A 23,485-nucleotide genomic window follows, 5' to 3' on the forward strand; every position below is an offset into this window, starting at 1 on the left:
CTCCTCATTGACTTAAATTTGTGTTAATTGATAACCAATCAAAGGTTTCGATGGTTTGTGCACCTGTTGGAAAGCTTTTAAATGTGTCTTTCAAATAATAGATGTCTTCTAAGAGATACTTATAAGGTATTGCCTTATAGTTTCTCATTTGATAAGGCAAGTAATTACTGCCATTATGAACCCATAGAGAGTTCTTATCTTCACTAGAGCCGAAATAGGTTCTATTGGCAGTAATCAATTCTGAGTTTGTCACTTGATAGGCCCCTGTGTACTTTAGATCAGGGTTACTATCTTGATGATTCTTTATTGGCGTTGAAACAAACATATAGATTGAGTTTTCAAGTAAGATAGACCCTTCTTCGGTACTTACTAACCCTTGATTAACAAATGATAGATTTGGGCTATTCAGTTTAAGCCTTAACTCGTGTATGCGCGTATTATCTAATATCATGTGATATAGATGCGCATCCCCTTTTCTGATTCTCGGCATTCTATCCATTAGATTAAACACTTCTAAATGATGAAACGTCATCGTAATGTCTTCGAAGCCTTCACCATCTGTAGTGTTACCTAAATTGAAGCCCTTCTTTTGAAAACTCATGAATAGTTCTAAGTCTTCTTTTGAAATCCCTTCATTTCTTAATGAATCATAGTATGGATGCGTACTTCTATTCTCTTCAAGGTAATGGATTTGTGTACTAATAAAGTCATTTGGATTGAAATTAAGTTTTGACCAAGATAGCGTTACATTTTTAGAATGTTCTCTTAAATCAATAATGCCATCATAAGCTTGGTCAAATGTTAAATGATCAAACCATATGCCATTAACATTCTTTAGACCAAAATAGTCCCAGTCATTTCGTTTATATCCACCTGTTGAGGTTTCATCCCATTCCCATAACTCAGAAAAATGAATGTTTCTGAATACCAGGTTATTAGAATCTTCAATAAGAAAAGCTGCATGTTTAATCTTAATACCCGATTCTGAGTAAATCACTAAGTCAGATCGATTAAGCAGTCTTACTTCACCTATACCACTTTCCATTAAAGTTGGATGTGTCAGTGGGGTATTTCTATGGGCTCTATAGACATTCTTATAATCGTTTAGTGTTTTTCCAACTTCTTCTAGCTTTATGCTTAACTCCTTTGACCCTAAGGATAAATCATTCATTAATTTGATTATCATGACTTCTTCATTCATTAAAGCATCTAGAAACTCAATTTCATTAGTAACAACTTCTATATCATTCTTATAACTAGAACGATCTGTAATAACCAACGAAGAAAAACCAAATGGGTTTTGAAACCTAGAATAATCAATAACAGGTTTATCATTTGGTATGGTTGTATCGGGTTTGTCAGTTACAGTGGGTTTAGTACAAGAGGCCATCATAGATACTAAACATAATACAAATACCAGTGAAAGTCTTTTCATGTTATCTCCATCGTTTATTATATTGAACACTGTTTATTTCTATTAAATTATACCATGAGTTAACCAAAAATGTCAACGCTTACATAACTATTAATAAGGACGATGTTTTATCAAAAAGAGATCCAATTTAAGAACGAATCGGAAAGAAATGAATGAATAAACCATTAGTTATAAATTTCTGAGACAAAAAGTAAAAAACCACCAATTTTCACAGTGGTTGATGTTTAAATATTTATCCACACTAGATGATACCTTTAGTAACTATACGAGACGAAAACACAAAAAAAAAAATTCATTGGTCTTATCTTTCATTTTATGGTTAAATACACAGTCTTATTTACATAAACTAGTCAATCTATAAAAATTACACTCCTAAAGACTATATTTATTTGATATATGAACGCTCTGGGTATATAATAATTGCAAAAATCTAGGAGGGTAATTATGAATAGACAAAAAAGTATTATTTTATCTGTTTTGGGGATTGTTGTTTTAATTGTTTTAATAATAGGCATACAAACCATTGTGTTCTATAACCGTTTCATCGATAAAGATGAAACCATTGAAGACAACTATGCGACTGTGTTCAGTAACTTTGAGCAACGTCACAATACCATTACCCAAATAGTAGCAACCGTTAATGGTCTACAACAACACGAACTTGCGATTTATAATAAGATCATTGAAGCCCGTACTGCCTATGCAGCAGCGTTAGCTAATAATGATGTTGAAGCCTTAGCTGAAGCGGATGCTTTAGAAGCAGTCGCAGTAACGGAATTATTGTTTGCGATTGAGAATAACCCGAATCTAGTGACTGCAGATTCATTTGAAGGCTTAATGGATACCATCTATGTTCTAGAGTCTATGTTAAAGACTGCTCGTGACGACTATAATGATGCCGTAAAGGAATATAATAAGACTTCTAAACGATTCCCTGGATTAGTATATAGATCCATCTTTGGTTTTGAAAAAGAAAAAGAATACTGGAAGATAGACGATGGTAAGACCGACATTCCAGATATAAGTTTTAACTAGTTTATGAAGAAAGTCATTAGCCTATTAATAATATTAGTGCTTTTGGGATGTAAAAAAGACAACTTACCCGAACCCACAAAGAATTTTTATGTTAACGATTATGCTGATGCTTTAATGACCTATACTGAAGTTGAGATTGCATCTTATAATCGTTATTTATACGAGGAACTTGGTGAAGTCCAAATCGTATACGCAACATTTCTAATTGAGAATGATGATGAAATGCTCAAAGTCGATAAAACAGCGCTTTACCGTAAATGGGGTATTGGTAAAAATGATAAAGGGTTATTAGTAATGTTATTCTATAAACAAACCTATATTGATGATATTGAGTCAAGAGAGCTTGTAGGTTATGGATATGAGGTGGGTTACCATCTTGAATATCTATTCACACCAATATACATGAATAACACGCTTAAAATCCTTTTTAGCGATGAATACTATGGCATCGCTGATATGACTGTTGTGCATCTCAATTTTGAATTACTGAACCGTGTGTATACGCTAGTATATGACATGACGCCAATCGATTATAATTTAGACGAGTACTTTGATGAATTATTGAATGCGCCATATATTCCACCAGATGACAGTCCTGATGGATGGGACTTGTTATACATACTCGGAAACTACCCTGTTATCTACGCAGTTCTATTTGGAGTATTAACCATTGGTGGAGGTTTATTCTTTAAAATAAGAGGTGGCGGAGGTTCTTCTGGTGGTGCTGGTCTATTTAAGAAAAGAAGGTAGAATTAACTATGTCCAAAGAAGATAAATATACGCTCGTTACAGTTGAAAGCTATCCAAGATCATTTGATACGCATCATTTTTATATTGAAAAACAAAGTCATCTTCAAATAGGAGATGTCATCACTAGTAATGCTGGACATCAATACAGAATCATTGATGGTAAGACTCATGTAGACTTTGAAGACATTGACCTATCTATATATAAAAAGTTCGAATAGAAATAAAACCTGTCTCGTAAAAATGGACCAAACCCATTTGAGACAGGCTTTTATTATACACTCTAGACTCTCTATTCAGTGATTATAGGTTTTATATAATAAAGTTTTATCCCTATTTTTTGTTTTTTTAAAAACACAACACACAAGAAAAAAAGACTCATATTGGAGTCTTTAATGTTTGTTTTGGTGCCCAAGGCCGGACTCGAACCGGCACGGGTTTGATCCCTCTGGATTTTGAGTCCAGCGCGTCTACCAATTTCACCACTTGGGCATGAAAAGCTTCTTATGAAGCTTTTTTCATATTAATTGCGTACTCATAAGCTTTGAGCGCACTACTAGAATAACATTCTTGAGAATATTTTTCAATAGATTTCGATGCATTTTCACTAAGTTTAGTTCTCAAGGATTCGACTTCATAAACTTGTCTTAGTAGTAATGGTAATTCTTTGTTGTCTCTAAAGAATAATCCATTATTAAATTCATCAATAACTTCTAGTAAGCAAGAGTCATATTTAACAATGACTGGCATACTCGCTGCTAGGGCTTCTATATAGGTTAAGCCTTGAGTTTCTGTCACGCTTGCGTTAAGGAATACATCGCCTAATTGATAGTAAAGTCCTACTTCAGTCCATTTTACAAACCCTGTGAAAATAACTCTATCTTCGATTTTAAGCTTTTTAACTTTATCTTTTAATTGGGACATGGCTGGGCCATCTCCGATGATTAAAAACTTGGATTTTTGTTCTTTGGCTACTTGTGAATAGGCATCTAGTAATACGTCAATCGATTTCTCTGCTGAGATACGTCCTAAAAATAAATAGACAAAGTCATTTTCGATACCTAAACTCTTCTTCAGTTCAAGAATTCTAGACTCTTCATAGTTTTCACGTTTAAACTTATCTAATTGAATGCCAGTAGGAATAATATCATAATGCCCCTCAATGTTATAACTCTTCATTAAGTCCATAACTTTTTGAGTCGGTGTGATTGTAACATCTGCACGTCTAATAAAGCGTTTCATAAGTTTCTTTAAATAGTGCATTAATGGGCGTCTAAAGAACTTGTTTAAGAACTTAGACACATAATGCAAGTATTCTTCATACATGGTGTGTACTGTAAATACCATTGGAATTTCATATTTATCCCTCATATGGACAGCAACTGAACCAATAGAAAATTCGGTATGAACATGCATGACGTCTAAATTTAAGGCGTGAATCTTTTTGATGTGTGCTGATGTAAATGGCACAATTCTAAAAGACTTTAGCCCTTTCTTTGGAATTGGCATGCCTTTAAGTCTAATAATGTAAGGATCTTCTACTGTATTTGCAGCAGAAGTTGTAATAATGTAAACCTCATGACCTAACGAACGTAGGCCTTCAGCCAACATATATATAGAAGTTGTTACACCACTAATTTGTGGTAAATAAGCATCTGTAAATAATCCAATTCTCATATCTAAATCCCTCTCTTACGCACAACGATATACGAAGCAAATCCTACTAGCATGCCAAAGTAATAAGTCACAAATCGCCAGATTAACATCGAAGTGACTAAGACCGCTGTAGCCCCTGTGATTAAGGAACTAAAGATGACTGTGAATGCCCATTCGGTTCCACCAGTTGCACCTGGCGTTGGTATCCAGAGCATAAATGTGGATGCGAAAAGAGTCATCGCAATTACAAAGACTAAATCGCTTGGTGATAGATTGACACCTAGTGCTAAAAATATAACATAAGGAATAGAATTTAACAAGATTAAACCCGCAATTCTTAACAGACTTGCACCAATTAATACTCTTTTACGTTTAAATAAGAGCCCCATGGAGATTTGGAAGTTTGTCACGAACGCAACCGTTTTCTTTTCAGCCTTTTCCATCGTTTTTTTCAAGAATTTAATTTTCCCTAATCCTCTCAATACTAGGTTAAGAAGTTTTTCGAATTGAGGAATAGTTGAGATCAAAACTAACAACACCATAATGGATAAATTCATAATATAACCAATCAAGATGAAAAAGAAATAATTATCTAAAACCACGCGTACACGGTCATAATAAAGAATGAGTCCGATCGTTGACATGGTTGTCATCACAACTTGATAAATGATGAAATTAGACATCAGTATTGCCATGGTGTTATCACCACTGACGCCTTTTTTCATATAGAAATACGCTTGAAATGGTTGCCCACCGCTGCTAAATGGTGTAATCGCATTGAAAAAATATTCTGATGACCCAATGGCCATAGAATCAATCATGTGAAGTTTAATCCCTAACCCTGTTGTAATAAAGTGTAAGGATAAGTTTGTAGTTATCATATAGAGTAATAACAACCCCATACCCACAAACACATATAAAAGATTAACCCCTTTTAAAGCGTTATAAATCTCTCCTATGTCGTTTAGACTAAAGACAACGACTAATACTAAAACCAGTGATATAAATACGAAGAAAAGATTTTTAACGATATTGGTTTTCTTGGTTTCTTGCATTACATTTCATCGAGCGCAGTCATTCCAAGCAATCTTAAGCCTTCATTTAATACTGTACGAACAGCTAAAATCAGGTGTAAGTTAGCTTGTTTAACGGCCTCATCCTCCGTAATAATTTTATGTTGCCCATAAAACTGATTGAATGTCTGAGATAACTGTAATAAATAACGGCTAATGACATGTGGTCCATTTACTTCGGTTGCTTTCTTCAAGGTTTGATTGAAGGAAGCAAGCAGCTTAACGAGTTCAAAGTAAAGCGGTTCATTAAAAATATCGTAATTGGATATTTCACTTAAAGTTTGGTTTTTTAAGATGGATGCAATTCTAACACTACTGTATTGTAAGTAAGGGCCGGTTTGACCTTCAAATGCCAACATTTGGTCTAGATTGAACTCGATTTCAGAGTTTCGATCGTTCTTCAGGTCGTTAAAGATGACTGCGCCAATCCCTACTGCTTTCGCAACCATTTCTTTGTTAGAAATGTTAGGGTTTTTTAGCGTAATCGCATTTAAGGCTTGTTCAATCGCTTCTTTAATCACATCGTATAGTTTAACAACGTTACCCCCACGAGTAGACATCTTCTTACCATCTTGCAAGACTAATCCGAAGTTCACATGTTCAATGTCAAAATCATGTCCCATTAATTTGGTTACAGCTTTTAATTGTTCAAAGTGAAGTTTTTGTTCGTTACCTACAACATATAAAACCTTATCAAAATGATAATGATTGTATCGATACATTAAAGCGGCTAAATCACGTGTGATGTATAGTGTAGCGCCATCTCTACGTTTGATTAAAGCAGGCGGAATTTGATCCCCTAGACGAACAATCATTGCACCGTCGTCTTCGACTAATAATCCGAGTTCATCTAATCTATCTGCGATGGCTTCCATCTTATCATTATAGAAAGACTCTCCATCGTAAGAATCAAAGCTTACCCCAAGTAAGTCATACATAGACATAAATTCTTTTAAGGATTCATCTCTAAAATATTGCCATAACTCTAGCATTTCTTGATCGCCATCTTCTAAGCGTTTAAAGATGGCTCTTGCATCGTCTTCCAAACTTGGATTTGATTCGGATTCTTGGTGGAACTTAACATAGAGTTTTTGAAGTTCTGTAATTGGGTTTTGTTCAATAAGTTTTCTATCGCCCCATAGTTTGTAGGCAACAATCATCTTTCCAAATTGAGTACCCCAGTCTCCAAGGTGGTTAATCCCGATGACTTTATAACCAAGTTTGGTATAAATGTTTTTAAGGGCATTTCCAATCATGGTTGAACGTAAGTGTCCAATTGAGAAACTTTTCGCAATATTTGGGGCACTGTAGTCTATACATACCGTTTGGTTGATCGTATCATTACCAAACTTTTCTTTTTCTGTTAATACTTCCTCAATCACTTCTTTAGATAATCTTACGCGGTCAATGGAAATGTTTAAAAACCCATTTAAGAATTGGGTTTCACTAATAGAAGGATTATCTTCTAGGATTGCTGATACTTTGCTTGAGAGTTCAGCCATAGACATCCCTAATTGTTTTACTAATCCAAAAAGTGGTATTGCTAAATCGGCATTTCCTCTTTTGGGTTCTTCTACAACCACATTAATGTCAGGGTTATTCAAACCTAACATTACACTGGTTTTAATATCGTCTTTAATTGCTTGAATCATTTTAACACCTTACTTTCTAATAACATACAAAAAAAGCACGTGTGTGCTTTTTAATTTGATAGACTGACTAAACGCATGAATTCTTTGATTTGAGCCACTTGAGTATCTCCAGTAACATCAGCTCTATTTAGAACGATAGCGCCATTGTTAACGTAGTATAACTCAGGGGTTGCTTCAAGTTTAAATTTATAGGTATCTTGAAGTTCTTTAATCATTTTTGTTGATAATGTCCTAGTATCAACATAATAGATTTGCTTAATAGATTCTTTCAACCCATAAGATTGGAATTGAATATCGTAGTAACCAATTTCAGTTACACATACACTGCAAGAAGGATTTCCAAAGAATACAATGATTGGTTCTTCAGATTTAATCACTTTAATGAGTTTTGAAGCTGAAATAGATTCAAAAACGTGATCTTGTTGCAAGTTTGGTGAACCAGCACTTGTATAAGCTTTATATATTTTTTCCTTATCTGATGGGATTAAAACTGCGATCAATGCTGCAAACAAAAACAGAATACCGACTACAATAATGATTGTAAGTGGTTTAACCTTGTGTTGAGGTCTTGCATAAGCCTTTTTTGACATATATGAATCTCCTTTAAATTACTAGTATTATTATAACATAGCGATTTTTTTTATTCAATTGATTTTATGATTAGTTTTAATTATGGGCAAAATAAGTAAATTGTTATTTACTCAGTTGTGTAACCCGTTTCATTGGGTTATAATTGAAGTAAGGGAGATGAGTCTATGAATATTCTTTTTTGTGCAAGTGAAGCCTACCCATTTTCTAAGTCAGGCGGCTTAGCAGATATGGCTTCAGCACTGCCAAAAATAATTAATCAAAAAGGTGAGAAAGCCATTGTGATAACCCCATTTTATGATGCTTTATACGATAAGAAGTCCTCATTCAAATGGATTGGTTCTAAAGACATTTTAATCCAAGATGTTGTCTACGAGGCGAACTTCTATGAAACATTTTACGATGGCGTTACTTATGTATTTGTCGAGAATGAAACATTCTTTAAACGAGCCAACTATTACGGCTACTATGATGATGATAAAAGGTTCTTATTCTTCTCTTATGCAATCTTAGAATACATACCGATTAGTAAAGTCAAGTTTGACCTACTTCACATCAATGACTGGCAGACGGGATTAGTCCCATTCTTACTGGATGATATTTACAGGGTTAATCCACTTTATAAAGACATTAAAACACTACTTACCATCCATAATTTGGAATACCAAGGGTCATTTCCTAAGGATGCGCATAAGCTGATTAATCGTCCGTTCAATTATGCCTACATTCACTTTGACCGTATGAATTATTTGAAAGCAGCCATAATGAGAGCCAATCATATTAATACTGTAAGCCCTACTTACAGAGAGGAAGTTCAATATGAGTATTATGGTTTTACTCTAGATGGTGCTTTAAAATCTAGACTCAATCATTTCTCAGGAATCCTAAATGGCATTGACTATGAAATCTATAATCCTGAAACAGACACACTGATTGAACAAACATTTAACTACAAGCATTTCAGTTCTGCAAAAAAGAAGAACAAACTTGCCTTATTAAAAAAATTAAACCTCGATATGTCTACTGACACAGCGCTTGTAGCGTATATCGGAAGACTAGCAAAACAAAAAGGAATTGACTTAATGATGGCAACCCTTGAAGAAGCAATAGCTGAAAGCACTGCTAAATTCGTATTTATCGGTAGTGGTGACCCTTTATATGAAGACTTTTTCAGAAAACTTCAAGAAAAATACCGTACAAGAGTCTATAGTTTTATCGGGTTTAACAACACCCTTGCACATCAACTCTATGCAAGTGCTGACATCTTAATGATGCCAAGTCAGTTTGAGCCTTGTGGGCTTGGTCAATTGATGGCTATGCGTTATGGATGCTTACCGCTTGTAAGAGAAACGGGTGGTCTTAAAGATACCGTAACACCGTATAACAAATACACGAAGGATGGTCATGGATTTAGCTTCTCAAACTACAATGCACATGAACTCAAACAAGTGTTACTAGATGCAATCCTTCTTTATGCGAACAATCAAGACGATTGGAAGATATTAGTTAGAAACGCAATGAAACAAGACCATTCGCTTGAACAAATGGGCAAGGAATACCTAGAACTATACGAAAGAATACTTAAATCATAAAGGAGAAACCCTATGGAAACATTAGCATTGATTTTAGCTGGAGGAAAAGGCTCTAGACTAGATATATTATCAGAAAAACGCAGTAAACCGGCTGTACCATTTGCTGGTAAATTTAGAATCATCGACTTCTCACTTTCAAACTGTGCGAACTCAGGCATTTATGATATCGCAATCCTAACACAATACTTACCATTCTCACTTAACGAACACATCGGTTCCGGTAAACCATGGGATCTAGACAGAAGAGATTCTCAAGTCACACTACTTCAACCTCATAATGAATGGTATATGGGAACTGCAGACTCTGTGTTAAAAAACTTGAATTTCGTTAAGCGTAGAGACCCAAAGTACATTTTAATACTCTCTGGCGATCATATCTATAAAATGAACTATAAAAAGATGATTGATTTCCACATTGAAAAAGGTGCAAAACTTACGATTGCAACTCAACAAGTACCCTTCGAAGAGGCACACCGTTTTGGAATCATGGAAACCGACAAAAACTCAAGAATCATCGGGTTTGAAGAAAAGCCAAAACAACCTAAATCTAACCAAGCATCCATGGGTATTTATGTATTTTCCGCTGAAGTGTTATACAATGCTTTAGAAACCATTAAAGACCCTAACCTAGATTTTGGTAAACATATTATTCCAAGTCTAATCAACAACCATAATACCCCTGTCTATGGGTATGAGTTTAATGGTTATTGGCGCGATGTAGGTACCTATGATTCCTACCTTCAAACCAATATCGAACTCCTTAATATGCAAGAACCGAGACTGGACCTTTATAGTGATCAATGGAAGATCTATACGCGAAGCGAAGAAATGCCACCTGTAAGAGTTGGCAATAATGCGAAAATTGTTAACTCATTAATCTCTAACGGTTCTGTTATCGATGGCACAGTAATCAATAGTGTATTAAGCCCAGGCGTTCGTGTTGAAAAAGGCGCTGTAGTGAGAGATTCTGTTATTCTAAACAATACGATTATCAGTGAGAATGCGGTTGTTGATAAAGCCATTCTCGATAAGAAAGTCTATGTTGGTAGAAACGCAATTATTGGGTTTGGTGAAGACTATACACCAAATGAAGAAAGACCAAATGTCCTATCATCTGGTATTAATGTCATTGAAAAACATGGCTTCGTTCCAGATGGTGCGAAGATTCCACGTAACTGTAGAATTTATAGAAATGCCAAGTTTGATCAATTAGAAATTAAATCTGGTTCAACCATAAGATAAAGTAAAGCCCTCACAAAATGATGTGAGGGCTTTTATTATCTATGTTTCGCAAAGAAGAATAATGCAATCGTATTAGGTCCAGAATGGGCACCAATGACTGGTCCAATATGGTTAATCAATCTAATATCGACATCTAGTTCTTTTTCAATAATTTCTTTTAAAATGATTGCATCTTTAAGGTCATCTCCATGACTAATGAAACAAACATTTGAGATCGTTGGATCATACGTTTCTTTCATTTTTTCAAACAACGCCTTAAGTGCTTTTTTACGTCCAATCGGCTTCATTCTTGAGATGAGTTTACCTTCATCTGAAACGTGTAAGACTGGGTTAATGTTTAACATGCCAGCAACTAACGCTGCTGCCCCACTTACTCTTCCCCCACGCTTTAAATGTTGAATATCAGATACGGTAAACCAATGAGCTAAATGAAGTTTGTGTGCTTCTAAGAATTCTGTTACTTCTTCGATGGAGTGATTATTAGCCCTCATTGTTGCTGCATGGTATACTAATAATCCTTGACCTAGTGAAGCTGCTTTTGAGTCGACCAACATCACTTTTCGGGTCGGATACATTTCTTTCAATTGTTCTACTGCAATTCTAGCGCTGTTATATGTTCCAGATAGTGCACTTGAGAACGCAATGATTAATACATCATCGCCTTTTTTCAAGAATGGTTCAGCTATCTCTATGTATTCTTCTGTATTGACTTGCGCAGTAGATGGCATTAAGCCACTTCTTACTTTTGCATAAAAATCCTCTGGTGACATTGCCCTGTGATCTAAATAATCCGGGTATTCAACGCCTTCGATCACGAACTTCAATGGACAAACTTGTAAATCGAACTTCTTTGCTACTTCATCGGTTAAATCACATGCTGAATCTGTAATAATGACATACTTATTCATATAATGCCTCCTTTTATTATTATTGTAATCTAATTATACTATTTTTCAATTATATTTCAATATGCTTTAATTCTCGCTTACTTCAGAAATTAAGTTTTCGTTAAATACTCTCTTTCTAATCATTTCAATTTCAGCTTTATAAGGCGCTTTATCATTGATATAAGGGGTTTCAAGTATTTTAGGGATATCTTTAAAGTCTTCGTGATAAATAACTTCTAAGAGACTATCAAAGCCGATTTCACCATAACCAATATTCGCGTGTCTGTCTTTTCGAGCACCTTGAGGGTTTTTGGAGTCGTTAATGTGGAATACACTAATGTATTTTTTACCAATGATTTGATCAAACTGTTCAATAACGCCTTTAAAATCATCTTTGATCGGGTAACCTGCATCACTAGTATGACATGTATCAAAACAAACAGATACTCTAGATTTATCTTCAATGAGGTTAATCATATCTCTAATCTCTTCAAAGGTTTTACCCATTTCATTGCCTTTACCAGCCATGGTTTCAATCGCAATTCTAACGTTTAAGTCTTTAGTGTTTGAAATGACTTGATTTATGCCTTCTGCAATCCAGTGAAGAGCTTCATTTCGATCTTTACCCACAGCTGAACCTGGATGTAATACAATTTGGTTAACATGCATTTTTGCAGTTCTAATCACTTCACTTGTTAAGAAATCCACGGCAAATTGACGCTTTTCAGGGTCTGGGTTCGCGAGGTTGATGATGTAAGGCGCATGCACGACAACATTATCAAACGATAGCCCAGCTTCTGCCATCAGCCTTTCAGCCCCTTCGATGTTCATGTCTTCAATCTTTTTTCTAATGGTGTTTTGAGGTGCACCTGTATAAACCATGAATGCGTTTGCCCCGTAAGATAAGGCTTCTTTAACTGAACCTTCATACATGTCTTTACCTGATAGGGCAACATGTGAACCAATTTTTAACATTACTTACCTCCATACCTAGCGATACGTTTCGCTTTTTTTATTTTCTCTGCGTTTTTCTTTTTGTAGTTTGGTGCTACTTTAGTTGGTTTCTTGATTTTCTTGATGGCATCCAGTTCTTCTTCACTTAATCCTTTTGGCTTTTTAATGATTTCAACAATATCATCTTTAGTGAGTTGGAATTTCTTAAAGCGAATGCCTTTTTTCTCAATAGATTCTATCTTTCTTGCTTGTTCATTGGTATAAAGTGTATAAACGATGCCGCTGCGATTGGCTCTACCAGTTCTACCTGAACGGTGAATGTAGAATTCTAATTGATAAGGGAGTTCATAGTTGATAACGTGCGTTACACCTTCAAGGTCAATCCCTCTTGAAGCAATGTCTGAAGATACGATAAAACGGTACTTCAAGTTTCTTACTTGATCTAGTATTTGTTTACGTTCTTTGACTTTGGTCTCTCCTGAGATTTTAACTGCGCTATACCCTGATTCTGTAAGCAGGTTATAGACGTGATCGATGGTTTCTCTTTTTGAGACAAAAACCATTCCGATGTATGGGTTTATCTTACTAATGATATCTAGAAAATCTTTGTCTTTATTTTCCATTTTGGTCATAATTAATCCATGGGTAATATTCAGTACAGATGGGTCCTTAAGATCAATTCGGTAAGACTGTCCAAAGTATCTAGTAATAAACTTATCTAAACCATCTGGAAGGGTTGCTGAAAACATCCATAAGTGAGAGGCCTTGACTGAGTAGAATACTTTATCTAAAGTTGTGATAAAGTCTAGATCTAACATCATATCCGCTTCATCTAAGACAAAATAGTTGGCAGTATGGATTTTTAATTTATTCTCTTTAATCGCATAATCTTCAAGTTTCCCTGGCGTAGCGATAACCAGTTGAGGTTGTCTTTTAGTTAGTTGATCCAGTTCTCTTAGGCGGTCTTTACCAGAGACATAAGCTTTGATATCCACTTCTAAACCTAAGGTTTTAGCCATCTTTTCTACTTGGATGACTAAGTCATTGGTTGGGACACAAACGACTGCCTGAACGGCCTTTAAATTAGGATCTATCTCATTCATGATTGGCAACAAATACGCATGGGTCTTCCCCGTGCCGGTTGGAGCCAATCCAATAATGTGTTCGTGTTTCAAATAGGCATCAAACATACTTTTTTGAATCGGTGTAAACGTATGATACCCTAGTTTTTCAATTGCATTTTTTATTTCTTGTTTAAACATAAAATCACCTTCTTTTAATTATATCAAAATAAGACTATTTTTCCTAACATTCGCATTTATGAATTGTTCTTGTTATAATAGATTTGGTGATAATATGGAAGTTTATGACTTAAGACCTAGAGGCTATTGCCATGGCGTAGCTAAAGCGCTAAGCATGGTAAAAAAAGCATCCCTAGACGAATCAATCCCAAAGCCTATTTACGTGCTGGGGTTAATCGTTCACAATAAAAAAATAACTGAAGCGTTTAAATCACTTGGCGTCATCAGTTTAGATACCCCTAACAAGACGCGTTTAGAGTTGCTTGATTTAGTAGATCAAGGTACTGTGATTATGACCGCTCATGGTGTGTCCGATGGTGTAAAAGAGAAAGCACTAAATAAGTCACTCAACGTTATTGATGCGACTTGTAAGGATGTAACTAAAGTTCATGATGCTGTCAAGAATCATCTAAAAGAGGGTTACGAAATCGTATATATTGGTCATAAGAACCACCCTGAACCAGAAGGCGTATTAGGGATTAGTAAAGAGATTACTTTCTTAACAAACAAGACTGATGCGATGAACTATCAAATGAGAAACCCACACCATAAGTTATTTGTAACCAATCAAACTACCCTGTCTAGATATGACATCAATGTGGTCTTAGATGTATTAAGACTTAAATACCCTGACTTAATCTTTGATGATGACATTTGTGATGCAACTACTTTAAGACAAAAAGCAGTCATTGACCAACCTCAAGTTGAGTTATGTATTGTTGTGGGAGACACCTTATCATCCAATTCTAACAAGCTACAATTTGTTTCAGAACACGAGCGCAATATCAAATCATTCCGTGTTGAGGATATTTCTGAAATCAACCCAGAATGGTTTAAGGGCATAAAAAAAATCTCACTGACTAGTGGTGCTTCTACACCTACTGCTGTTACCAATGAGATACTAGGTTTCTTAAGACAATTCAATTATGAAGACAAATCCACTTGGGATACTACTTCAAAACTCACGTATTTGGATATTTTAGGCTAAAAAAATGGCACTTAAGCGAAAACTTAAGTGCCTTTATTTTTATGCATCATAGCTACTCATAATTTGAGCAGGTGTCTTTCTTAGTAATCCAAATACTGGCAATAGTCCAATTAATTGGTTCCCACCATATATTACTACTAGTGATAGAATTACGGTAATTGGTGTAAACTTGATGATATCACCATTAATCAATGCTTTGTTCATATTTGTGAAATAATAGAAACCAAATACGTATCCAATCGCAAATGAGACTGAGGTGATGATTAAGATTTCAATCACATAGCTCTTGAGGATGTCTATTCGTCTAACACCAAGTGCGCGATAAACAGAGATTTCAGAGACTCTTTCAAGCAATGATCCTCTCATTACGAAAAATAGACTTATCCACGTAATGCCTACGATAACTCCAATAAACACTGTAAAGATAATCGTTGTCATACGCATGCTTTCTTCATACTCCTTTTGGTTTTCAGGGAATAGATAGTAAGCATTAAATGTGCTTTCTGTTTCGTTTAAACTTTCTACAGATTTTTCAGGATTACTTGAATACACAATGATATTGGAGAATCTCATATCACTAGTATCATAGAAATCTTTTTGAAGTTCTTCAATGGTAGCTGTTGGCCCAAGATCACTTCTAGCTCTCAAGAAAGCCTCTTCTTGTATAATGAGTACTTCAAATCCTCTATTGGTAAATCCGACAATCTCAAAAGGTTTACCATTGACTAAAAGCGTTTTATTGAGCACCTCTTTATAATCGTTAATTCCAAAAGAGCGGGTAACTTGAGTAACTGAAGTATAATACCCTTCAAAAAGAACGACATCCATAAGGACTTCATTGGGTGACTCAATGTTTCTACCATAGACAATATCTTTATTAGAGACTGTATTTGCATACTCAATTGAGAGGAACATGTCTCGTTGAAAATCTCCTAATTGATAGACTTCTAAAAACTCAAACTTAAGTGGAACAGAATAATAAGCCGATCTAACGTGGATGGTATAAGGATCATCAAGAAGCTTTTTATATTTATCCCATGTATTAATGTTTTGGACCTCTACATAGTTTTCCGGATATGACTGATAAGGGTTAATCATTTCTGTATTTAATCTTGTTACTAGCCCTGAAGCAATCGTTAAAAGGAATCCCGCTAAGGCAAATCCAACAAACAACATTCGACGTTTTTTAGTTTGATTAAGGATTTTATTGAATGCGAGTTTAACTGCGTGCTTGACGGTAATGATAGGTTGACGCTTGTTACGCTTGGTCTCATCAATGATCGATTCAAAATCATAGTTTCCAAGGTCATTAACGGTTTCTTTTGAAACAGCCTTATAGTGTTCATCAATCAGTTTAACTGTTGTATTGCCATCTAAGATCTTTACATTCTTGTAGTTGTTATCACCTAAGTCGATGTATAAAGTTCCGTTTTTATAGACAAGTCTGACTTTAAACTTTTCACTTGGTTGATCCGAATAGAACTTATAGTCAATTTCATCTTGTTGGACTTCTACTTTGTTTAAATCTTTTAAGTAAATATCAGACTCATGTTTTAAATCCAGTGAGCCAGTTGCCTCATTTGTGCGGTCATTTACGACTTTACCATCGTACAATTCAATGACTCTATCGGCATAGAACTCTGCAATATCACGTTCATGTGTCACCAAGATAACCAGCTTAGTTTTAGAAATCTTCTTGATGATGTTCATGACTTCTACAGTATTTTTAGAGTCAAGGTTCCCCGTAGGTTCATCCGCGATGATGATGCTGGGATTTTTAGCTAAAGCTCTGGCGATGGCAACCCTTTGTTGTTGACCACCAGACAGTAATCCCGCTTTACGTTTTTTGAAGTTTTTCATACCTACCGATTCAAGTAAGTATTCCACACGTTTGTTGATTTCTTCTTTGTCGGTAATCCCAACCATATTTAGGACAAGTCTAATGTTTTCATAGATTGATAAGTGTTCCAACAACATATAGTTTTGGAAGATATACCCAATCTTCTCATTACGGATTTTATCCCATTTACCCATGTCATATCGATCTAATACTGCACCATCTAGTTCAATCTTACCGGACGCTCTATCTAGACCACCAATGACATTTAGAAGGGTTGTTTTACCTGAGCCTGATGGCCCAAACAACACCACTAACCCTGAATCTGGCAGTTCAATAGAAATGTCGTTCATGACATGAATTTCGTTTTTCTTACGCTTATTAAAATATTTATGTAAATTCGCTGTTTTTATCATGTCATCACCTACTCTGACTTAAGTGTGGTAATCACACTACGTCCAAATAATCTAATAGAGAACTTGCGGGCAATCATAAGAAGAATTACTAAGAATGCACCATAGATCAGGAGATACGATCTAAACTTCAAGTATTCTAATACTTTAAACTCTTCAATCTTGATATTCATAATCACTAATGGAATAAACATTAAGACAAACGCAATGGAAACATAAAGAACTTGTTCAAGCATTAGCATGCGTTTTAAGTCAATTTGGCTTGCTCCAATCGATCTAAAGATGACAAAGTCTTTCTTTCTCGATTGGATGATTGATTTCAAGACTAAGTTTAAAATGATGTAAATGAATATTGCTAATACCACAAAGACAAAATTAGTCATCGTAGTGAAACCTACTGCACTATAATTTGGTTGTGTTTTTGCTGAAGCTGGATGAAAAGTGATCAACGAGTCATCGATTTTGCTTCTCACACTGGCTAAATTATCTACATTATCTAAAACCAATGTAACTTGATACATGTCGTTATATCCAAAAAGTTTAATGAACGTATCAAAATTCATTCTACGCTCATGTGGAAGTGTTGGTTCATTGGCTACTTTAACTGTTGCTACACGAGGTTCTTTTTCAAATGCTCGTTTAGTTAAACCAATTTCTAGGAGTGTGTCTTTAAGGGCGCTGTAATCAGGTTCTTGATCCTGATAAATGTATGAGGCAAGTGAGTAAAATGCTGATTCTCCCAAAAATACATAGTCATCTTCGATCGAATTATCAATCCAATAACTAAAAATATAGTCTCTATCTATCTGATAATTATCATAGGTAAGATTAAAAGAGTCATATTTCGATAAGATCGGTATCATGTTATTGGGATTAAATAGGTTTGTTAAAGACTGGTTTAGGAATGAATCATGAACGATAACATTTCCGTTGCCGGTTAATTTTGCCACCCCTGAAACCGTCATTTTATATTTTCCATAGACTTCGAAGTTACTTCCGTACAATAGATTCCTTGTAATCAATTCAATTTCTGTTCCAATTGGGTAAGCCATCGCTAACCATTCTGATACAACGATTGTCTTATCATCCGTAGGCAAAGTGCCATCAGCAAGCATGGACTCTCTAGCAGCACTCACAGGCAATGCCTTGACTGAATTACTGTAGAATGAGTCGCTATCTCCAGCTGTTTTGATCTCAAAATCAATATCATTCAAATAATCGTTATGAATGACTGATTTAACTCCGGTGATATTATATAGTTCGTCTATTTCTGCTTGAGTAATTTTTGAGTTATCCTTTTTCTTAACGATCAAGCGTTCTTTGTAGTTATTGTTAAATATTCTATTATATGTATAACCACCATCAGCCCCCCCACCCGCTAAAAACTCGGGGATGAAATTATTCAGCGATAAAAGGCTTGCCGAACTTACTAATGCAAATAGAAGCGTAATGAATAAGAGAATGCTTTTCTTTGGCATTCTAAAAATCGAGATAAAAGCTAGCTTTAACACATCTAATAAGGCAAGATTGACGGTTGGTTTTGGCTCGTAAGCACTAACCTCTTCTTTTGGCTTAATTGGTTTATCTTCAACAATCTCACCATCGGATAATCTAATCTTTCTAGTAACATAAGGTTCTGCTTGTTCATAGTTATGTGTTACAACCACCACGAGTTTATCCTTAGACACTTCTTTAAGGAGTGCCATAATCATTAACCCTGTTTTGGAATCTAAGTTCCCGGTTGGTTCATCGGCAACAATAATAGGACAGTCTTTAGCAAGAGCTCTTGCAATAACGGCTCTTTGTTTTTGACCACCTGATAACTTACTAGCTCTATGGTTCTTATGAGAAGTTAATCCCACTTTATCGATGAGTTCTAGTGCTCTAGCTTTACGTTTTTTAGGGTCATATCCTTGAATCATCAAGGCTGCCATTACGTTTTCTAACACTGTAAATGAATCGATAATATTATAATTTTGGAATACAAATCCAATATATTGTTTACGGTATTGCTCCTGTTCTTCAATGCTAAAATAAGAGGTCTCTTCGCCATTAACGAACATTTCCCCTTCATCGTATTTATCTAAACCCGAAATCACATTAAGAAGCGTAGATTTACCACTACCGGACTCCCCAGTAATCGCAACAAACTCTCCAAGTTTTAGTTCAAGACTAACTTTTCTTAATCCTAAAACTACGTTTGCATCGGAGTTATAGTATTTCGAAATTCCTTCTAACTTTATCATTTTGCGTTCACCTCATTATTTCTATAATATACAAATGTCAACTATTTATCAAGGTTTTTTAATGGTATTTTTCCCAAATTTTGAATTAATGGCTTCTATCGTATCATTTAGTGTGTTTTTCTTAGTCTCCATCTTTTCATAAGTGAAAAGATCGTATGTTTCCTTGATGAGTTTTTTTTGTTCTAATTGTCCTAAAGATACTCCAACTAACCTAACTGGCTTACCAGAATAGAATGTCTCAAAAAGATTAATAACTTGTTCCATAATTATGTCTTTACTATTAGTATGTTCTAATAGTGTATGCGATTTTTGAACCGTCTTAAAGTTTTCGTAACGAATCTTGATTCCGATGGTTTTTGTAAGCATATCATCAGAAATCATGCGTTCATAGGTTTCATTCGCTAAATCTTTAATTTGGGTTAGAATCATGTCTTCCACATCGGTATCGAATGAGAACGTAGTTTCGTTGGATATGCTTTTTGGTATTGCATATTTTTTTGGGTCTACGATGTCATTGCTTGAACCCTCTAAATCACTCAAATAACTGTAATAACTCTTTTCACTCATTACAGACAACAGTTTTTCCTTATTAATCGGATCGATGAAATCCTTAATTGTTAAAATGCCTAATCGCTTAAGTCTTGGTTGAGTTTTCTTCCCTATTCCAAACATCTCACTAATACTGAGTGGATAAAGTTTGTCTTTGATGTCTCTTTTCCTTAATACAGTAATTCCAAGGGGTTTTTTCATGTCTGATGCCATCTTCGCTAAGAATAAGGTTGGGGCGATTCCAATCGAACAAGGTAGTTGATATAACTCAATTAAATCTTTTTGGATTTTCTTGGCCAACTCAAGCGGGTGTATGTCCGTAATCGATGTGACATCCATATATGCTTCATCAATGGATGCTTGTAATACAAGAGGAGTATATCCTCTTAAATAAGTTATAAAGAGTCTAGAGTACTTACTGTAGATGTTGTGCCTATTAGGAACCACGATGAGTTTAGGATAAATGTTTAAAGCCTCTGTGATTGACATCCCACTTTTTATGCCGTACTTACGCGCTTTATAGCTTGCTGTCGTCAAAATTCCACCTCTAAAAAAGTTGAGCCCACCGCCAACTGCGAATACTTTATTTTTTAGTTGTGGGTTTTCAATCATCTCGACTGAAGCGAAAAAAGCGTTTAAGTCGACATGAAAGATGATCCGAACAGGTTTTTTCATTGAAATCCCTTTCTTTTTAAGTGGTTTTATATTATAATGATTTTGAGTAAAATTCAAGTTGAGGTGAAATTTATGGCAGACAAAGACAAAAAGAACAAAAAGAATACTTCATCAACTGGTTATGATGTTCCTACACTAAAGAATCCACTAAAAACTTTATGGGGCAAAATCATCGTTGTTATTATCCTAGCTGGAATGGTGTTACTACCTGTAGTTGGTTTAATCATCATGTTGATTGAAAAAGCATAGAAAAAGGCGAAAGCCTTTTTTTATTTTACAAGTAAGGCTTTCGCATGTTCGATGGCGTAAAGATCGATTCGTTCACCGGAAAGCATTTCTGCTAAAACTTCTACCCTTCTATCATAAGAAAGGGGCTCAAGATGGGTTTGAGTTCTATGATCTTTAACTTCTTTTTTAATATGATAATGATGATCCGCTTTAGAGGCTACTTGAGGTAAATGGGTAATCGATAAGACCTGTAAAAGATTACTTAGTGCTTTAATTCTTAAAGCCACTTTTGAAGCTGCTTTACCTGAAATACCCATATCGATTTCATCAAATACCACTAGGTTTAAACCAAGTGTCTTCGCGAAAACAATCTTTAGCGCTAACATAAATCTAGAGAGTTCCCCACCTGATGCTGTTTTATAAAGAGGTTTGAGTGGTTCACCTTCATTAAGTCCGATATTAAACGTGACAAAATCAATGCCGTCATCGTATAGTTCAACGTCTTCTTTTAAAGGTTCAAAGGTAATCTCGAATCTAACTTTATCTAGGTCAAGTTGATTGAGTTCGTTTATCAATTCTTGTTCAAGTGCTTTGGATAACTTCATTCTTTCTTTTCTTAGGGCCATACCCGCTTTAATAAGCGTTTTATGGGCTTCGGTCGACTCTGTCTTAAGCTTCTTTAAATAGCCTTCATAATCCTCGGAAATGAGGATTTTTTCTTCTAATTCTGCCTTATACTCTATTAATTCAGAAACTGTTTTTCCATATTTCTTTTCAAGCGTCTTAATCTCATGTAGTCTTTCTTCTAAGCTGTTGAGTTCAGAGTCGCTAAAATAATCGAACATGTTTAAGCTCTTTTTAAGATCACTTCTAAACCCTTCCAGTTCATAATATATTTCTTTTAATCTATTTGAACCCTCTAGATAAAGTGGATCATAATGTTTGATTTCTCCCAAGGCATCCCCTGCTTCGTATAAATCGCCTTTTTGATAGAGTTCATCCAATACTTCAAAGGCTTTGTTAACGTTACTAAGGATTTTTTCTTGATGGGATAGTTTTTCGATCTGAATCGTTAATGTTTCTTCTTCATTTTCAATTAACTTCATTTTTGTGAGTTCATCGAATTGATCTTTTAAAGATTCCAGTTCAGTTTCTTTCTTTTGTTTATCTTTTAATGCGAGTTCGTATTTATGCTTGGATTGGTTGTATTTGTCTTTTTGAATCACAAAAGTGTTATATAAAGGTTCGATATCTTCATATGCGATTTGATCGATTAAAGATAACTGTAATTTTGGGTCTAGGAGTTTAGTAATATCGTGTTGTTCATGGATATCTCCTAGAAAATAGGTGAGTCTTCTAAGTTCTTGAAGCGTAATGGATTTTTGATTGACCGACAACAGGTTTTTATTAGCTCTGTTGATTTGTCTTTTAATGATCAGTTCATCACTGTTCAGCCCTAGACGTTCAAGTTCTATTTTAAGTCTATCATTTAAATTGGTAAAAAACCCTTCAACAATGGCTTCTTCTTTACCGAAACGAATGAGATCTTGGTCAGCTCTAGCCCCAAATAGGAGTTTGAGTGAATCAATTAACAATGACTTACCCGCACCAGTTTGACCGGTTAATGCAGTCATGCCTTGTTGAAATCCAATTTCCAAATCTTCAATAATCGCTAAGTTTTCGATTTTTAAACGTTTTAGCATACGACACCTCTATTTGTTAAGGATTAATAAATACTCCTGGTTACCCATTTTGCCTTTTAAGTCGCTTTTCTTACTGCCTATGATTTTGAATCCTAATGCACTTACATATTCGATAATACCATTTAAAGCTTCTTTTTGCTTTAAAGGGTTAGTAACAATGCCATTTTTGATGTATTTTGGGCCAACCTCGAACTGAGGTTTGACCAAAACAATGTAAAGACCTTGTGTATCTTTGATATGGGTTAATATGGGTTTAACTGATGTAAACGACACATCCACTGTAAAAAGCCTAATTGATGGGTCAAGTGTGACATCTAATATGTTGGTTTGTTCAAATAGTTTGACCTTAGGATGGTTTCTTAATGAATCATGAAGTTGGTTACTACCAACATCGTAAGCATAAACCAACGATACCCCTTCTTGTAGGGCACAATCCGTAAATCCGCCTGTAGAAGAACCGATATCTGCCATCACTAAACCCTTGATATCGATCTTGAAACTGTCGATAGCATCTTTGAGTTTTAATCCACCTCTTGAAACATAAGGGAGGTCATCAATGATGGTTACAGTTTCCTCTTTAAGTTCATACCCTGTCTTAGTTACAACCACGCCATTAACCAAGACTTTTTCTTGTTTGATTAAATCTTGAGCTTGACTTCTGGTTTTATTAAAGACCATAACCAT

The 23,485-nt window shown here is 35.1% G+C and carries 20 protein-coding genes and 1 tRNA gene; 7 read left to right on the plus strand and 14 right to left on the minus strand.

Annotation, left to right across the window (positions count from 1 at the left end; all coding sequences use genetic code 11):
- Positions 1–4: 4 nt before the first annotated feature.
- Entirely contained in the window at positions 5–1,435 is a 1,431-nt protein-coding gene (locus JN09_RS05925) for a pectate lyase family protein (RefSeq protein WP_204433724.1), read from the minus strand.
- 444 nt (positions 1,436–1,879) lie between these two features.
- Here JN09_RS05925 and JN09_RS05930 point away from each other — a divergent pair, with 444 nt between their 5' ends.
- The 3 genes from JN09_RS05930 to JN09_RS05940 are packed head-to-tail and all read left to right on the plus strand — an operon-like array spanning position 1,880 to position 3,438.
- Positions 1,880–2,470 carry a LemA family protein gene (locus tag JN09_RS05930; protein WP_204433726.1) on the plus strand — a complete coding sequence of 197 codons (591 nt, stop codon included), beginning with the start codon at positions 1,880–1,882 and terminating at the stop codon, positions 2,468–2,470.
- A gap of 3 nt (positions 2,471–2,473) precedes the next feature.
- Positions 2,474–3,220, plus strand: a complete 747-nt coding sequence (locus JN09_RS05935; protein ID WP_204433728.1) for a TPM domain-containing protein — start codon at positions 2,474–2,476, stop codon at positions 3,218–3,220.
- A gap of 8 nt (positions 3,221–3,228) precedes the next feature.
- Positions 3,229–3,438 carry a hypothetical protein gene (locus JN09_RS05940; protein WP_204433730.1) on the plus strand — a complete coding sequence of 70 codons (210 nt, stop codon included), beginning with the start codon at positions 3,229–3,231 and terminating at the stop codon, positions 3,436–3,438.
- A 184-nt stretch (positions 3,439–3,622) separates the two neighbouring features.
- On the opposite strand, the gene JN09_RS05945 is transcribed toward JN09_RS05940, so the two are convergent.
- From JN09_RS05945 to JN09_RS05965, 5 genes are all read right to left on the minus strand, one after another.
- Positions 3,623–3,709, minus strand: a tRNA-Leu gene (locus JN09_RS05945).
- 12 nt (positions 3,710–3,721) lie between these two features.
- Positions 3,722–4,894 (minus strand): alpha-monoglucosyldiacylglycerol synthase, encoded by a 1,173-nt coding sequence (gene mgs / locus JN09_RS05950; protein WP_204433732.1) that lies wholly within the window; start codon positions 4,892–4,894, stop codon positions 3,722–3,724.
- 2 nt (positions 4,895–4,896) lie between these two features.
- On the minus strand, positions 4,897–5,928 hold the full coding sequence (locus tag JN09_RS05955; RefSeq protein ID WP_204433734.1) for a lysylphosphatidylglycerol synthase transmembrane domain-containing protein: 1,032 nt from the start codon (positions 5,926–5,928) through the stop codon (positions 4,897–4,899).
- Positions 5,928–7,598 (minus strand): arginine--tRNA ligase, encoded by a 1,671-nt coding sequence (gene argS / locus JN09_RS05960; RefSeq protein WP_204433736.1) that lies wholly within the window; start codon positions 7,596–7,598, stop codon positions 5,928–5,930. The genes JN09_RS05955 and argS overlap by 1 nt, the downstream gene beginning before the upstream one ends.
- Before the next feature lie 50 nt (positions 7,599–7,648).
- Positions 7,649–8,188: a DUF6568 family protein gene (locus tag JN09_RS05965; protein WP_204433746.1), complete on the minus strand. Its 540-nt coding sequence runs from the start codon at positions 8,186–8,188 to the stop codon at positions 7,649–7,651.
- Between the two features lie 165 nt (positions 8,189–8,353).
- Here JN09_RS05965 and JN09_RS05970 point away from each other — a divergent pair, with 165 nt between their 5' ends.
- Positions 8,354–9,778 (plus strand): glycogen synthase, encoded by a 1,425-nt coding sequence (locus tag JN09_RS05970; RefSeq protein ID WP_204433748.1) that lies wholly within the window; start codon positions 8,354–8,356, stop codon positions 9,776–9,778.
- 12 nt (positions 9,779–9,790) lie between these two features.
- On the plus strand, positions 9,791–11,020 hold the full coding sequence (locus JN09_RS05975; RefSeq protein WP_204433750.1) for a glucose-1-phosphate adenylyltransferase: 1,230 nt from the start codon (positions 9,791–9,793) through the stop codon (positions 11,018–11,020).
- A gap of 35 nt (positions 11,021–11,055) precedes the next feature.
- Here the strand turns inward: JN09_RS05975 and JN09_RS05980 are convergent, their stop codons facing one another.
- The 3 genes from JN09_RS05980 to JN09_RS05990 all read right to left on the minus strand — a co-directional run bounded on the left by JN09_RS05980 (position 11,056) and on the right by JN09_RS05990 (position 14,123).
- Positions 11,056–11,928 carry a DegV family protein gene (locus JN09_RS05980; protein WP_204433752.1) on the minus strand — a complete coding sequence of 291 codons (873 nt, stop codon included), beginning with the start codon at positions 11,926–11,928 and terminating at the stop codon, positions 11,056–11,058.
- A gap of 66 nt (positions 11,929–11,994) precedes the next feature.
- A complete protein-coding gene (locus tag JN09_RS05985; RefSeq protein WP_204433754.1) occupies positions 11,995–12,882 on the minus strand; it encodes a deoxyribonuclease IV in 888 nt (295 codons plus the stop codon).
- On the minus strand, positions 12,882–14,123 hold the full coding sequence (locus tag JN09_RS05990; RefSeq protein WP_204433756.1) for a DEAD/DEAH box helicase: 1,242 nt from the start codon (positions 14,121–14,123) through the stop codon (positions 12,882–12,884). Before JN09_RS05990 ends, JN09_RS05985 begins: the two co-directional genes overlap by 1 nt.
- A 94-nt stretch (positions 14,124–14,217) precedes the next feature.
- Between JN09_RS05990 and ispH the strand changes: the two genes are divergently transcribed.
- On the plus strand, positions 14,218–15,150 hold the full coding sequence (gene ispH / locus JN09_RS05995; RefSeq protein WP_204433760.1) for a 4-hydroxy-3-methylbut-2-enyl diphosphate reductase: 933 nt from the start codon (positions 14,218–14,220) through the stop codon (positions 15,148–15,150).
- A gap of 39 nt (positions 15,151–15,189) precedes the next feature.
- On the opposite strand, the gene JN09_RS06000 is transcribed toward ispH, so the two are convergent.
- The 3 genes from JN09_RS06000 to dinB are packed head-to-tail and all read right to left on the minus strand — an operon-like array spanning position 15,190 to position 20,870.
- Complete coding sequence (locus JN09_RS06000) at positions 15,190–17,403, minus strand: ABC transporter ATP-binding protein/permease (RefSeq protein ID WP_204433761.1); 2,214 nt, start codon at positions 17,401–17,403, stop codon at positions 15,190–15,192.
- An 8-nt stretch (positions 17,404–17,411) separates the two neighbouring features.
- On the minus strand, positions 17,412–19,646 hold the full coding sequence (locus tag JN09_RS06005; RefSeq protein WP_204433762.1) for an ABC transporter ATP-binding protein/permease: 2,235 nt from the start codon (positions 19,644–19,646) through the stop codon (positions 17,412–17,414).
- A gap of 48 nt (positions 19,647–19,694) precedes the next feature.
- Positions 19,695–20,870 carry a DNA polymerase IV gene (gene dinB / locus JN09_RS06010; protein WP_204433767.1) on the minus strand — a complete coding sequence of 392 codons (1,176 nt, stop codon included), beginning with the start codon at positions 20,868–20,870 and terminating at the stop codon, positions 19,695–19,697.
- Between the two features lie 72 nt (positions 20,871–20,942).
- Between dinB and JN09_RS06015 the strand changes: the two genes are divergently transcribed.
- The gene (locus JN09_RS06015; RefSeq protein ID WP_204433768.1) at positions 20,943–21,119 is read left to right on the plus strand and encodes a hypothetical protein; all 177 of its coding nucleotides are present in this window, start codon (positions 20,943–20,945) and stop codon (positions 21,117–21,119) included.
- Between the two features lie 20 nt (positions 21,120–21,139).
- Here the strand turns inward: JN09_RS06015 and recN are convergent, their stop codons facing one another.
- Both recN and JN09_RS06025 read right to left on the minus strand, forming a co-directional pair.
- A complete protein-coding gene (gene recN / locus JN09_RS06020) occupies positions 21,140–22,801 on the minus strand; it encodes a DNA repair protein RecN (RefSeq protein WP_204433769.1) in 1,662 nt (553 codons plus the stop codon).
- 9 nt (positions 22,802–22,810) lie between these two features.
- Positions 22,811–23,479 carry a TlyA family RNA methyltransferase gene (locus JN09_RS06025; RefSeq protein ID WP_204433770.1) on the minus strand — a complete coding sequence of 223 codons (669 nt, stop codon included), beginning with the start codon at positions 23,477–23,479 and terminating at the stop codon, positions 22,811–22,813.
- Positions 23,480–23,485 lie beyond the last annotated feature (6 nt).

The organism is Paracholeplasma morum (genome assembly GCF_016907055.1).
GTDB classification, from domain to species: domain Bacteria; phylum Bacillota_I; class Bacilli_A; order Acholeplasmatales; family UBA5453; genus Paracholeplasma; species Paracholeplasma morum.

Coding starts and splice junctions, on each gene's coding strand:
- JN09_RS05925 (WP_204433724.1), bottom strand. CDS start 1,435: ATGAAAAGACTTTCACTGGTATTTGTATTATGTTTAGTATCTATGATG.
- JN09_RS05930 (WP_204433726.1), top strand. CDS start 1,880: ATGAATAGACAAAAAAGTATTATTTTATCTGTTTTGGGGATTGTTGTT.
- JN09_RS05935 (WP_204433728.1), top strand. CDS start 2,474: ATGAAGAAAGTCATTAGCCTATTAATAATATTAGTGCTTTTGGGATGT.
- JN09_RS05940 (WP_204433730.1), top strand. CDS start 3,229: ATGTCCAAAGAAGATAAATATACGCTCGTTACAGTTGAAAGCTATCCA.
- mgs (WP_204433732.1), bottom strand. CDS start 4,894: ATGAGAATTGGATTATTTACAGATGCTTATTTACCACAAATTAGTGGT.
- JN09_RS05955 (WP_204433734.1), bottom strand. CDS start 5,928: ATGCAAGAAACCAAGAAAACCAATATCGTTAAAAATCTTTTCTTCGTA.
- argS (WP_204433736.1), bottom strand. CDS start 7,598: ATGATTCAAGCAATTAAAGACGATATTAAAACCAGTGTAATGTTAGGT.
- JN09_RS05965 (WP_204433746.1), bottom strand. CDS start 8,188: ATGTCAAAAAAGGCTTATGCAAGACCTCAACACAAGGTTAAACCACTT.
- JN09_RS05970 (WP_204433748.1), top strand. CDS start 8,354: ATGAATATTCTTTTTTGTGCAAGTGAAGCCTACCCATTTTCTAAGTCA.
- JN09_RS05975 (WP_204433750.1), top strand. CDS start 9,791: ATGGAAACATTAGCATTGATTTTAGCTGGAGGAAAAGGCTCTAGACTA.
- JN09_RS05980 (WP_204433752.1), bottom strand. CDS start 11,928: ATGAATAAGTATGTCATTATTACAGATTCAGCATGTGATTTAACCGAT.
- JN09_RS05985 (WP_204433754.1), bottom strand. CDS start 12,882: ATGTTAAAAATTGGTTCACATGTTGCCCTATCAGGTAAAGACATGTAT.
- JN09_RS05990 (WP_204433756.1), bottom strand. CDS start 14,123: ATGTTTAAACAAGAAATAAAAAATGCAATTGAAAAACTAGGGTATCAT.
- ispH (WP_204433760.1), top strand. CDS start 14,218: ATGGAAGTTTATGACTTAAGACCTAGAGGCTATTGCCATGGCGTAGCT.
- JN09_RS06000 (WP_204433761.1), bottom strand. CDS start 17,403: ATGATAAAAACAGCGAATTTACATAAATATTTTAATAAGCGTAAGAAA.
- JN09_RS06005 (WP_204433762.1), bottom strand. CDS start 19,646: ATGATAAAGTTAGAAGGAATTTCGAAATACTATAACTCCGATGCAAAC.
- dinB (WP_204433767.1), bottom strand. CDS start 20,870: ATGAAAAAACCTGTTCGGATCATCTTTCATGTCGACTTAAACGCTTTT.
- JN09_RS06015 (WP_204433768.1), top strand. CDS start 20,943: ATGGCAGACAAAGACAAAAAGAACAAAAAGAATACTTCATCAACTGGT.
- recN (WP_204433769.1), bottom strand. CDS start 22,801: ATGCTAAAACGTTTAAAAATCGAAAACTTAGCGATTATTGAAGATTTG.
- JN09_RS06025 (WP_204433770.1), bottom strand. CDS start 23,479: ATGGTCTTTAATAAAACCAGAAGTCAAGCTCAAGATTTAATCAAACAA.